At 60.0% G+C, this 12,288-nt stretch carries 12 protein-coding genes and 1 pseudogene; 7 read left to right on the top strand and 6 right to left on the bottom strand.

What is annotated here, in order from left to right; translation table 11 throughout:
- Positions 1-25 precede the first annotated feature (25 nt).
- Genes BSG09_RS14175 through BSG09_RS14160 form a run of 4 tightly spaced genes read left to right on the top strand, consistent with a single transcriptional unit; the run spans position 26 to position 3,796 of the window.
- Entirely contained in the window at positions 26-1,102 is a 1,077-nt protein-coding gene (locus tag BSG09_RS14175) for an ABC transporter substrate-binding protein (protein ID WP_092934234.1), read from the top strand.
- Between the two features lie 5 nt (positions 1,103-1,107).
- Complete coding sequence (locus BSG09_RS14170; protein WP_092934232.1) at positions 1,108-2,151, top strand: ABC transporter ATP-binding protein; 1,044 nt, start codon at positions 1,108-1,110, stop codon at positions 2,149-2,151.
- Positions 2,148-3,011 (top strand): ABC transporter permease, encoded by an 864-nt coding sequence (locus BSG09_RS14165; protein WP_092934230.1) that lies wholly within the window; start codon positions 2,148-2,150, stop codon positions 3,009-3,011. Before BSG09_RS14170 ends, BSG09_RS14165 begins: the two co-directional genes overlap by 4 nt.
- Positions 3,008-3,796, top strand: coding sequence for an ABC transporter permease (locus tag BSG09_RS14160; protein WP_092934228.1), 789 nt, complete (start codon positions 3,008-3,010; stop codon positions 3,794-3,796). The genes BSG09_RS14165 and BSG09_RS14160 overlap by 4 nt, the downstream gene beginning before the upstream one ends.
- A gap of 258 nt (positions 3,797-4,054) precedes the next feature.
- Here BSG09_RS14160 and BSG09_RS14155 read toward each other — a convergent pair whose 3' ends face one another.
- The 3 genes from BSG09_RS14155 to BSG09_RS14145 form a co-directional block, all read right to left on the bottom strand.
- Entirely contained in the window at positions 4,055-4,366 is a 312-nt protein-coding gene (locus tag BSG09_RS14155) for a DUF6360 family protein (RefSeq protein ID WP_175542209.1), read from the bottom strand.
- A 1-nt stretch (position 4,367) separates the two neighbouring features.
- Positions 4,368-6,143, bottom strand: a complete 1,776-nt coding sequence (locus tag BSG09_RS14150; protein ID WP_092934226.1) for a nitrite/sulfite reductase — start codon at positions 6,141-6,143, stop codon at positions 4,368-4,370.
- Positions 6,144-6,237: 94 nt separating this feature from the next.
- Positions 6,238-6,561 carry a hypothetical protein gene (locus BSG09_RS14145; protein WP_092934225.1) on the bottom strand — a complete coding sequence of 108 codons (324 nt, stop codon included), beginning with the start codon at positions 6,559-6,561 and terminating at the stop codon, positions 6,238-6,240.
- A gap of 481 nt (positions 6,562-7,042) precedes the next feature.
- On the opposite strand from BSG09_RS14145, the gene BSG09_RS21595 reads away from it, so the two are divergent.
- Together BSG09_RS21595 and BSG09_RS14140 are read left to right on the top strand one after the other, a co-directional pair.
- The gene (locus tag BSG09_RS21595) at positions 7,043-7,171 is read left to right on the top strand and encodes a hypothetical protein (protein ID WP_262488536.1); all 129 of its coding nucleotides are present in this window, start codon (positions 7,043-7,045) and stop codon (positions 7,169-7,171) included.
- Between the two features lie 591 nt (positions 7,172-7,762).
- A complete protein-coding gene (locus BSG09_RS14140) occupies positions 7,763-8,587 on the top strand; it encodes an ion transporter (protein ID WP_092934223.1) in 825 nt (274 codons plus the stop codon).
- Between the two features lie 167 nt (positions 8,588-8,754).
- Here the strand turns inward: BSG09_RS14140 and BSG09_RS14135 are convergent, their stop codons facing one another.
- The 3 genes from BSG09_RS14135 to BSG09_RS14125 form a co-directional block, all read right to left on the bottom strand.
- On the bottom strand, positions 8,755-10,365 hold the full coding sequence (locus BSG09_RS14135) for a long-chain-fatty-acid--CoA ligase (protein WP_092934221.1): 1,611 nt from the start codon (positions 10,363-10,365) through the stop codon (positions 8,755-8,757).
- Between the two features lie 382 nt (positions 10,366-10,747).
- Positions 10,748-11,599 (bottom strand): DUF6544 family protein, encoded by an 852-nt coding sequence (locus BSG09_RS14130; RefSeq protein WP_092934219.1) that lies wholly within the window; start codon positions 11,597-11,599, stop codon positions 10,748-10,750.
- A gap of 34 nt (positions 11,600-11,633) precedes the next feature.
- Positions 11,634-11,906, bottom strand: a complete 273-nt coding sequence (locus BSG09_RS14125) for a helix-turn-helix transcriptional regulator (RefSeq protein WP_092934216.1) — start codon at positions 11,904-11,906, stop codon at positions 11,634-11,636.
- 233 nt (positions 11,907-12,139) lie between these two features.
- On the opposite strand from BSG09_RS14125, the pseudogene BSG09_RS20215 reads away from it, so the two are divergent.
- Positions 12,140-12,288, top strand: a pseudogene (locus BSG09_RS20215) (RNA-guided endonuclease TnpB family protein); the annotation flags it as partial.

Genomic DNA, 12,288 nt, shown 5'->3' with positions numbered 1-12,288 from the left:
TACTATGTAATAGAAACTCACGGCAATGACACACAAAGGCATGGCGGATCGACGGGACGTACTGGCAACAGCAGGTGTTGGGACACTGACGGCACTAGCGGGCTGTACATCACTACTCAGTAGCAGTTCGGGCAGCAAACTCCGGTTCCTCGGTTTCGGTGGCAACACACAGGAGACACAGATGTCCGTGTTCGACAGCTGGGATTCGGAGATGACCGTCGAGGGGACGTCGGCTGGCGGAACGACGGAGATGATCTCGTTGATCAAGCAAAATCCTGGCTCGTTCGACGTCGTCGCGCTCAACGACACCGGGATGGCACGCGCCCAGCAGGAAGACATCCTCGAGCCGATCGATCTCTCGCAGGTTCCGAACTACGAGAAGAACATCAAGGAGTCGGCGCGGACGCTGTCGTTCAACATGAACGGCGAGGACACCATGGGCCTCATCCGCGAGAACGGCGCGACGGGTTTTGCATACAATACGGACAAGGTCGACGGCGAACTCACGTCATGGGACGCACTTCTTGACCCCGCATACGAGGGAAAAGTGTCGCTTATCGACCGGACGATCGACCGGCTCTCGAACGCGGCAGCCGCAGCGGGGCTTAACATCAATGAGGTCCCGGATGACGAAGCGAAAACGGACACGATGTTCCAGCGGGCGCGTGAGGAGAATGGAAACGTCTTCGCCTACTGGGGCGACGGCGCGACGTCGATTCGCTACCTCCGTCAAGAGAACGCGTGGATCTGTGAGGCATGGGGTGGCCGCGTGCTCGCGCTGCAAAACGAGGGCTACGACAATATCGAGTACGTCATTCCCGAGGAGGGTGCGATGGGGTGGTCCGACAACCTCGCGATCGTCAAAGGATCGGAAAACATGGAAGCAGCCCACGAACTGCTCAATCATACCTACCAGCGAGAGAACCTCCTGTCTCTTTCCGAGGGCATGAACTACACCGTTCAGGTCAAGAACCCGCCAAGCTCGATGCAGGAACTCCCCGACTACGCACCCGCGGAGGATCTGGCCTTCCGGGACTGGGATGCGGTACTGCCGAAAGAGGACGCGTGGACCCAGCGACTCGACAGCATCAAGCAGAACTAACGTCAATGCTCGAAGTAGATACCTTCACGAAGTACTACGGGGAGCTCTGTGCTGTCGAGGACCTCTCCTTCCGGATCGAGGAAGGGGAGTTCGTCACGTTACTCGGCCCCTCCGGCTGTGGGAAGTCGACGACGTTACACGCAATCGCCGGTCTCGTCGAACCGACCGATGGGCGCATCCGCCTGCGCGGGACGGACGTAACGGATCTCCCACCAGAGAAGCGCAACATCGGGATGGCGTTCCAGTCGACGGCGCTCTTTCCCCACATGACCGTCCGAGAGAACATCGCCTACGGGCTGAAGATGCATGGCTACTCCGCGGCCGACGTCGAAGAGCGCGTCGAGGAGTCACTCGAGCTCGTCGATATGCCCGACCACGGCGATCACAAGCCAGGCGAACTCTCCGGTGGCCAACAACAGCGCGTCTCGCTGGCTCGCTCGCTCGCCTACGAACCAGACATCCTCCTGCTCGACGAACCCCTCACGGGCCTCGATCGCGTCCTTCGTGAAGAGATGCGCGGCTGGCTCAATCGCATCCAACGCGAGGTCAACGTCACGACGCTGTACGTCACCCACGACCAGGAGGATGCGCTGTCGATGTCGGACAAAGTCGTCGTCCTCAACGACGGCCAGGCCCAGCAGATCGACAGCCCTGAGCGGATCTACGAGTCGCCAGCCAATCCGTTCGTCGCGGAGTTCGTCGGCAAATCGACACAGTTCAACGGCACCGTCACCCACGAGAACGGGCAGGCTGTCGTCTATAACGACGAAAAGCGGATCGCGCTCCCTGACTCGAGCATCGACGACGACCAGTCCGTCTCGCTGTACGTCCGGCCGGAAGACATCGAGGTGAGCCCAAAGCCGACGGGGGCCGAAAACGAGTTCCGCGGGATCGTAACCGATATCGCGAACCTCGGGAACCGCGCGGAACTCTCGGCCACACTCGAGGATGGCTCGACGGCGCTCGCACACACCACGCGGTTCCCGGATATCGATGTCGATGATGATATCTTCCTCAGGTTCCCAGCCGAGCGGGTGATCGTCCTATGAGCGTCCAACGGGGCGGTCTGGGGAGAGTGACGCACATTATCGGTGAAGGGCTCGAAGGACGGATCGCCAACCGACATCTGGCACTGTTCGGGCTCGGATTCGTCGGCCTGTTTTTCGTCCTGCCGATCCTGCTGTTGATCCCGGAGAGCCTGAGTCTCGGGTCGACGACGCCGTTCGAATCCTACCGTCGTGTGATGAACGGCATCTACGTGGACGCGTTCGTTCGATCGTTCCTCTATGGGTTCGTCACGACCGGCGTCACGCTCGCGTTGGCGTACATGCTGTCGTACTTCCTCGCATTTAGTACCGAGCGCGTCCGCACAGCGATGATTCTCATCATCGTTCCGCTGTGGATCGCGTATATCGTCCGGTACTTCGGCATCCTGCTGTTCCTGTCACCGGCTGGTCCGCTGGCCGACTTAACTGGGTTCGAAACGGACCTGCTGTTTACCACACCGGCCGTCGTTATCGGCCTCGCGAACGTCTACCTGCCGTTCGCTGTGTTGCCGATCTACAACTCCCTGAATGCCATCGATGAGGAACTGGTCAACGCTTCGCGTGTGCTCGGTGCCGGGAAGTGGCGGACGATAACCAAGGTCATCTTCCCACTGAGCCTGCCAGGACTGGTTGCTGCCGGTCTCATCGTGTTCATCCTCGCGGCCGGCTCGTTCCTTGGTCCGGCTGTGCTTGGCGGCCCGAAACAGACCATGATCGCGAACGTCATCGCACAGGCGTTCCTGGACAACTTCAACATCCAGTTCGCCTCCGCACTGGCGATCGTGTACACCGTCTTGCTTGTCGGACTCCTGTTGGTGTTCAACACGCTGTTCGATCTTCAGGAGGTGCTTGGGAACATATGAGCACACGTACGACAGCGCAACTTGAGGGAGTCACGTTCCGGGCGCTTATCACGCTCGTGTTCGCTTTCCTCCTGTTGCCGGTCCTGATCGTCATCCTGACATCGTTTACACCACAGAACTTCCCGGCGATTCCACAGGAGGGACTCTCGCTCAAGTGGTACCAGGAACTGCTGGCCGACCAGCGACTACTCAGCGCGCTCACGGTGAGCCTGATCGTCTCGACGGTGTCGGCGATCCTGTCTGCCATCATCGGGACGATCGCTGCCATCGGCTTCGTTCGCGGGGAGTTCCCCTACAAGGAACAGATCTCGACGGTCATGCTCCTCCCGATGATCATCTCACCCGTCATCACAGGGATCGCGCTCGTCCGCTACTTCAGCACCATCCAGCTTCCGTCTGGCTTTCCGGCGCTCATCCTCGGCCACACGGTGCTGTCGCTTCCGTACGTCTTCTTGCTGGTGCGTTCGGAGCTGCTCACCTACGATCGGGACCTCGAGCGTGCCTCGCGTGTGCTCGGTGCCGACCCGGTGACGACGTTCCGACACGTGACTGGGCCGATCATCTCGCCAGCCATTCTCGCTGGCGCATTCATTGCGTTCGTCGTCTCGTTTGGCGAGTTCACCGCGACGCAGTTTCTCATCTCGCCGGGCACCAGCACCGTTCCGGTCGTCATCTACACGATGCTCCGAACAGGGCTGACCCCGACGATCAACGCGCTCTCGGTCGTACTCATCGTCGTCATGCTCGTCCTCGCACTCGCCAGTCGAAAGCTCTCGTCTGCGTAATTCGTATCCTCCTCGATGGTCGTTGGCTCTCCCCGGCAGTGTTCACATACGAATTGGTACGTAAGGAGGTACGTTTTCTGCGTGTCCCAAAGCGCTGTCGGACGTATTTTCAGCGAAATAACACACCGAGAGCCCGCGTTCTCAAACTGTTTCAGCAACGCCGAAGCTGATACAGACCCCTCTCAGTCAGTGCCGATGCAGTTGCACCCCATTGCGGATGCGCCGAGACACAGTGACAGCAGCCCGTATGGGTGGTGATTAGGCGTCGGAACGATCCGCAGCCGACTGCGTGTCGTGTGCCTCCTCGACGCGCGCGGCGTGTTTCTCGAGGTCCGCCGCAAGCGTCCGAGCTTGCTCGGGCGTCAACTCGAGGGCTTCCATATGTGCGGGCAGGTGGGCTTCGGTCATGTTGTCCAGTTCGAACTGCAACCGGACGCAGTCGGGGTGGTCCCTCTCCGCCGTTGCGTTCACGACGGCCAGCGATTCCGTCTCGAAGTCGTGGCCCGTCACGACGGCGTCGACGAGATCGAGAGTCGTGTACGCGTTGACTTTCATTAGCCGGTCAGCCATGTTAGTCGTCCGATGGAATCGGTGTGCCGTCGGCTCGTGCCGGAGCTGGACTTGCCTCGAGGTCGTCGTCCTCGGCGTAGGGATACCAGGTCCGTTTCGTATTGTGCATGTACGGATCGTCGTAGTCCGTCTCTTCGGGTTCGATGAGGTCGGCCAGTTCCTCGTCGTCTCGCTCGAGAACGAACTCTCGGAAACTCTCCGAGCCGTCACGGGCAGCCGCGAAGTTCTCGAGGAGGGTTGCGATCGCACCGGGGACTTCGTCCGCCGGGATGCGTTCGGCGACCCAGGAGGCGAACTGTGGGTTCTCACCGAGTCCACCGCCGAGCCCGATGTCGAGGGCTTCGACCGGTTCGCCGTTCTTGCGCGTTTTCATCCCTCGCAGGGAGACATCGGCGATCTGGGGCTGGGCACACGAGGCCGTACAGCCAGATAGGTGAATGTGGAAGTTCTCGACGCCGTCGGGGAGGTCGACGTTCTCCTTGAGCCAGCGGGCGTAGCGAACTTGCCGGTTTTTCGTCTCGACGATCGAGAGCGAACAGAACTCGGTGCCCGTACAGGCGATCGACCCGCGCTGGAACGGATGGGGGTCGGGGCTGTATTCCTCGAACACCGGCTCTGCGAGCAACGCGTCGAGGTTCTCCTCGGGGACGTCGGTGAGGATGATGTTTTGACGCTGCGTCAGCCGCACTTCGCCGGAGGCGTACGCCTCGGCTGCGTCGGCGATCTCGTAGGCGTCGTTGACGCCGATCCTGCCGACGAGGACGTTCAATCCAACGTAGTACTTCCCGTCGACCTGCTCGTGGACGCCGACGTGGTCGTGTTTGCCGTCGGCGTCGCCAGCGTTGTACGAATACGACTCGCGGAGGTCATCACCGGCCGTCTCGAGTTCGAAGTCGACGTAGTCCGCTTGCAGGGTTTCGCGGACGTTCTCCGGCCCCCACTCGTCGACGAGGAACTTCATGCGAGCGTTGTAGCGGTTCTCTCGATCACCGTGATCGCGGAAGAGCGCGGAGAGTCCACCCGCCACGTCGACGGCCTGCTCCGGCGTGGCGAAGACATCGATATTCCGGGCGAATCGCGGCTCGTTTCGCGAGAGGCCACCGCCGACGCGAACGTTGTAACCAGTCACCGTCTCCCCGTTGAGCTCCTTCTCGGCGGGTTCAAAGGAGAGATCGTTGATGTCGCCCTGCCCACAGCCTTCGTCACAGCCCGTCACTGAGACCTTCCACTTCCGCGGGAGGTTCGAGTGCGCTTCGTTCTGCTTGAACGTCTCGTTGAGTTCGGTCGCAAGGGCACCCGCATCGACGTGCTCGTGTTTGTCCTTGCCGGCGACCGGGCAGCCGACGATGTTCCGCCAGGAGTCACCACACGCCTGGACCGTCGAGAGCCCGACATCCTCAAGGCGATCGAAGAGTTCGGGGACGTCCTCGAGTCGGATCCAGTGGAGCTGGATCGCCTGTCGGGTGGTCACGTCGAGCCAGCCGTTACCGAACTCGGGGTTTTCGGCGGGGCCACGGGAGAACTCGTCGGCGATCTCGACGATGCGCCGGAACTGGCCCGGCTTGAGGACGCCACTCGGCGGGCCGATCCGCAGCATGAAGTACGATTCCTGCCCAGCCCGCTGGTGGTACAGGCCAAACCATTTGAAGCGCTCGAACCAGGCGTCTCGCTCGTCCTCGGGAATCGACTCCCAACCCTCCTCGGCGAAGCGCTCGATTTCGGCGCGTATTTCGGTTCCATAGAGTTCATCCTTCCAGTGCTCGACGTCGGTAGGCATTACGACCGCATATGGAGGAGACACATAAGACACGTCCTCTGTCGTCAGTTCTCCCCGCGTCTCGGCGGTTCCGGTCGTCTTTGCCACTATCGACTTACGGACGTTCGCCGTCGGGTTCGACGAGCCACTGGACGCCCTCGGGGTCGTATGGATAGAAGTCGTCGTTCACGATGCGGCCGACGGGAAGGCGCTCGATCGAATCACGCGTGCCACACTCGAGACACTGCCCGACTGCGTGGACGACGACGATCGAGCCGTCGATGTCGACATCGACGAACGCCTCGAGCAGGACGTACGCTGGAGAACAATCACAGAACGCGCCGGTAGTGAGCGACCAGACATCGCTGACGCTTACCTGCCGACTATCGTTGATGCTGATCCACGCGCCGTCGTCGAGCGTCCGCAAGGCGATCGACATACGGGACGTTGGCCCACTGTCGACCTTCGTCTATCGCCCCGTGCAAACCTTACCGACGTGCCGACGCCGTGTTCGCCGAAAACGGCATGACGGCAGCGGGTTCGAACCGTTTCGTCCGAACCCAGGTATCGGAGAGAATAGCCGGTATAAGGGAGCACGCGACTCGTTCTGATCAACAGGTTGTACTGGAGATGGAAGCGAGCATCTTCGATGGTTCATCGAGACGTACAGAAATCGCGCTCGCTTCGAGGACTGGGCGACTCGAGGACTTACGACTTCGACGCAGTGGAGAGAAACTGAGCGCAGTTTGGGCACCAGACAGAGTTATTTGCTCGTAGTTTTTGCTTTCCACCGCAGGTGGAACACCGCGAGGCGGCATAGCGAACCATGCCATCATCATACAGCAGACCATTATATCTCTATCGAATCCACTATTTCAATTAATAGCAGCCATGTAATTCACGCACTGACGACGATCGCAATGAGCGATACGTCTGCGACCCCGATCGAATACGCCACGATGGCCATCGAAGGCGTCGTCCAGATCGTCTGCCCCGGGACCAGGTGTGTCTCGTATCTCGTCTCCGACGGGGCGTCGGCTGTTTTATAGGTGGAACAGGCGCAATACCACGCCGTTCACGGCGTGGATACGCGCCGTCACTCGGGGCGGAGACACCGTTTGGATGTATAATCTGAGTTTCCCATGCAGATGTTTAAGTGGCAGGTCGCCCAATCGAGGGGCAGGACTTGGTCGGAGCGGATTCCGAACCGTCCTGCGGAGGTCGTTCGAGAGAGCTTTGCTCTCTCGTGATGACGAAAATCTCCGATTTTCGAACCACGGCCTGTCCGCCCCCGATAACGAGGCAGTATCCGAAAGGGCAGTCGGTGAACGCCACATCCTCGAAAGGTGTGCCGATGTGCCGACTGCTTCAAGCACGAGAGACGATACCCCCCAAGTCCGCTGACACCTGCTGGCATCCCTGTGGCCAAAATAACACCGGGATGCCATACACGGTCGAGGATAGGGGTAACGGCCACTTGGCATGGCCAGCAGTCCACCAGTCCGACGCTGTGGGACTACCCGTCCCCGAAAGGACTGGGAGTCCGCCGATTGGACTGCAAACCTGAAACTCCCACCGCTCGGGATTCCTCCGCGTTTACGCGGAGGAGGATGTCAAGCCTGGGCGGCTTTTACTAGCGCATGTTCTCACGCCTGCAACGCAGGACCTGGGCCGTCTTGGCTCCCGAGACCGACCATCCGGTGGGTCGAGTGCTCAACAACGGCTTGCAGTGGCTCGTGATTCTCAATGCCATCTCGGCTGTGATGGAAACCGTCGATGTTGTCGCGATACGATACGGCTCGGTGCTGACGTTGTTTGCGATGATATCTATCGGTGTGCTGGCAGTCATGCTCGTCGTTCGAGTCTGGGCTATCCCGGTGAGTGAGCCGACAGACCCGATGCATGCACGTGTGGCGTTTCTCCGTCGCCCATCGTCCGTCCTCGACCTCCTCGTCATCGTGCCGTTCGCACTCGGTGTGTTCATCAGCATCCCGGAGTTCCAAACCATCCGACTCCTCTGGGTGCTGCATCTCCTCGGATTCCCGGGCTTCGAGGGGTCCCGACAGCGGTTCCGGACCGTCTACCGGCGCAAGCGCGACGACCTCGCGATCGCGTTTACCGGGACGGGCGCAGTGGCGCTGTTCGCCGCAACGCTGTTGTACCTCGTCGAACGGTCTGCTCAACCGGACTCTTTTGGCTCGATCCCCGCAGCGCTCTGGTGGAGTATTGTGACACTCACCACCGTCGGCTATGGCGATGTTGTCCCGATGACACCGCTTGGCCAGGTGCTCGGTGCGCTCACGACGATCGTCGGTATCGCCATCTTCGCACTCCCCGCGAGTATTCTCGCATCGGGCTTTCTCATAGAGGCAGAACGCCACCCCGATGTCGGCGAGTGTCCACACTGTGGCCACAGTCTTGTTGGTACTGATGGGGGCCGCGACCATGACATGGACGACCTCTAATCGGTCGCGCGATGTGTCCGACCCGTCGTACCGACCGTACCTTCGGTATTCAGCAGGCTGATCTTGAGAGCCAGAGAGGTAGATTTTCGCGCCGATAACCGTCCGACTGTATTTGCTGCGAGTTTCACACTCGGCGCTGCATAACGAAACCGGAACGCTATCTACTGTTATCCCTGACCGACCAGCGAGTCCTCTTCGTCCCACTCCTGTTCGCGCAGTTCGTACTTCTCGACTTTCCCGGTCGCCGTCGTCGGCAACTGCTTGACGAACTCGACCCGGCGAACGACCTTGTAGCTCGCGAGGTTCTCACGAGTGAAGTCGATGATCTCCTCAGCGGTCACACCGGGATCCGTTGGATCACCGTTGGCAGGCACAATAAACGCCTTCGGCGTCTCGCCCCACTGGTCGCTCGGTGACGGAATCACGGCAACCTCGGCGACTTCGGGGTGTTCGTAGAGTGTGTCCTCGAGTTCGATACTCGAGATGTTCTCGCCCCCGGAGATGATGATGTCCTTCTTACGGTCCTGGATCGCGATCATGCCGTTCTCGTCGACGGTGGCGAGATCGCCCATGTGGAACCAGCCCTCGAGGCGGTCGTTGAACGCACGCTCGGTCTCCTCGGGGTTCTCCCAGTAGCCTTCCATGATCTGGTTGCCACGGACGACGATCTCGCCGATCGTCGCGTCGTCCCACGGGACCTCGTTGCCGTCATCGTCGACGACGCGGATTTCCGTGCCGAGCATCGGAATCCCCTGTCGCTTCTTGATGTCGTAGCGGGCCTGATCGTCCTCGAGGAAGCGATTGACCTCGGAAGTGGCGATGAGCGGACCGGTTTCGGTCGCGCCGTAGACGTGTGCCAGTTCCCAGCCGAACTCGTCTTCGACGGTTCGGATCGTCGATTCCGGCGGGGCGCTGCCGGCGGTCGCGACGCGAACGTCGTTGTCGCCCGTCGTCACCGGATCGTTCGTCTCGTGGTAATCGAGCAGCATGTTGAGCACGGTCGGTGCGGCACAGAAGTACGAGACGTCTTCCTCCTGGATCGTCTCGAACACGTCGGCCGCGTCGACACCGCGCGTACAGACGTGCGTGCCGCCGATACCGGTGATCGAGAAGACGTGACCCCAGCCGTTGACGTGGAACATCGGCAGCGTCCACAGATAGACGTCGTCATCGCTGATGTCGCGGTGGACGGACGAAGAGTAGGCGTGGATGGTCTCGCCGCGGTGGTTTCGCATCACGCCTTTCGGGTCACCCGTCGTCCCCGAGGTGTAGTTGATCGTGATGATGTCCTCTTCGTCCATCTCGGGCCGGTCGTACGTTGGCTCGGTGTCCGCGAGCACCTCATCGAAGTCCTCCCAGTCACCGTCGACCTCATTGGCGTTGGACGCGATGAACGTCTCGACCGGCACCTCGTCACGGACGGCCTCGACCTGATCGGCGTACTCGTGGTCTGCGATGATCGCGGTCACATCACAGTCGTTGAGCATGTACTCGAAATCAGAGGGCACAAGTCGATAATTCAGCGGCGTGTGAACAGCGCCGATCTGTGTGATCCCGTAGACCGACTCGAGGTGGTAGTGGGTGTTGGGCGCGAGTACGGCGACGCGGTCGCCTTTTTCGACGCCGCGGTCCTGCAGCGCTGCCGAGAGTCGGTCGGCTCGCTCACCGAACTCGTCGTAGGTGAATCGATCGCCGTTCGCAGCGACGATGGCCTCTTCCTCGCCAAAATACGTTCGGGCACGGTCTAAAAACTGTGGGACGAGCAGTGGTCGATCCATATTCAATCGAGTGCTGGCGGTGGTTTAAAACTAACTCAATTCCCCGAATTTCGCAACAAATTAGGTATAATAATTCGTGATAGACCAGATCTGTCAGACGAACGTCCGAGAGTATCGGACCGGGACGTTCTCGGATACGTCGCAGCAACGCGTCTGTTAGTGGGTGGGACACGGAGTCGGATGGAGAACAGAAGCCGAGAGTCACAGGAGAGGGCGAGTAGTGTTGGGAGAAACACCGTCGTCACCCTCGAGTTGCGGCAAACGACTGTCCTCGTTGGCTGCCCTGGCAGCCATGTCAGTGTATGACAAACAACCTGTTGAATCTATCGCTACTTCGCAGTGAGTGGGCCATCAGACGCGATAAGTGATCGAGAAACGGCTGTCACAATTCGTTGTACTGTAGCGCCGTGATCTGTCCCTGCCACGCGTGCATATCGCCGTCCGGGAGATGCCAGACGACCGCTCCCGCCGTCGGTACGCGAACACCGTTTCGTGTCTCGTAGTTCCGCCAGTAGCCGGACCAGGGTGTCGATTCGTAGCCATCGTCAACACGTCGATACCGATCAGCGTGGACACGAGCTACCTCACCGTTGTCGGTAAACGAAAACGTGAGCGAAGCGGACACGGCCCCGTTTTCGATGGTCGCTTTCGCCGTCCGCTCATCGATCGACTCCCACTCGACCCCCGCTGTGGGAAGGAGCGCAGTCGGATACCAGACCGCCTCGGCAAGGTACCGCATCAGTGCCGCTTCTTCCAGTTCCGGACTCGAGTCGTCTCTCTCGAGTGGGACGACACCGAACAGCGACACGCTCGCAGCCCCCGTCCAGTCGTGGAACCGGTCACGGACGCGAACCGAGACGAGCGGCGCAAGGCTGACCGACGCATCCCAGAGGAACCCTGGCGGATCGACCGTGACGTACTGGGTCGCTGTAAACGGTTTCCACGGCGATGCTGCATCGCCGGGGCGCAGTTTCCCGGTCTGTTCGAGGCGGACCGAGTCGATGAATGGCTGTCCCTCCTGCAGAACGGTGTCGAAATATGTGCGGACAGGGGTGGGGAGTCCGTCAAGATCATTTTCGGTGACCACGCGCTTACGTCCCGTGGTCGCAGTCTGTCGAAGCTCGGCCACGCGCCGGGCCGTCTCACGCCGACGCCAGCCGATGCTGGCGAGAACGATGACGAGAAGCGCGATACCGATACCACCGACGCGTTCTCGAATGCGATCGGAGAACATAGCTACACAGGCACGTTAGCGTGCGAAACCATAATTAGCCGATGTACTGTGATTTCCATTCTTGTCGGTCCACGATCGCTTGCTCGCCGTCCGCTGTACTCGCATAGTAGTTCGTTCGCCTGTCGAGTTGTCCTTTCTCGACGAGACCTTTGTTGACGAGGGTGTCGAGATTCGGGTACAGCCGTCCATGATTGATCTCGCTACTGTAATATTCCTCAACCTCGTCTTTGATGTCCTGTCCAGACGGTCGATCAAACCCAGCGATCACGTACAGCAGGTCTCGTTGAAATCCTGTGAGGTCATCCATGTCACAGGCGTTCAGCTGATCCAATATTTGTTATCCAACACGTACACCACTGTAAGGTGGCGTAACTGGCCATCTCTTTATAGGTGGAACAGGCGCAATACCACGGCCTTCAGGCCGTGGATACGCGCCGTCACTCAGTGACCCGTTCCACCGATACCGACAGGGCCGGATATTCCACGTCAAACATAGCCTCTAAGATCCTCTGTTTCATAACTGATTATGAACACAGTACGATGCTGGAGACAACCCGCACCTACGTCGCACGCATCACGAATCACACGCAGATTCGTGACGACCTCGACCAGTGCGGGTTCGCAGCATCGAAACTGTGGAACGTCGGTCGCTACTACATCCAAGAACGGTGGGATGAAGACGGTGAGAT

It is taken from the genome of Natrinema hispanicum, from assembly GCF_900111485.1.
Lineage (GTDB): Archaea > Halobacteriota > Halobacteria > Halobacteriales > Natrialbaceae > Natrinema > Natrinema hispanicum_A.
This window is presented reverse-complemented; position numbering and strand designations above follow the sequence as displayed.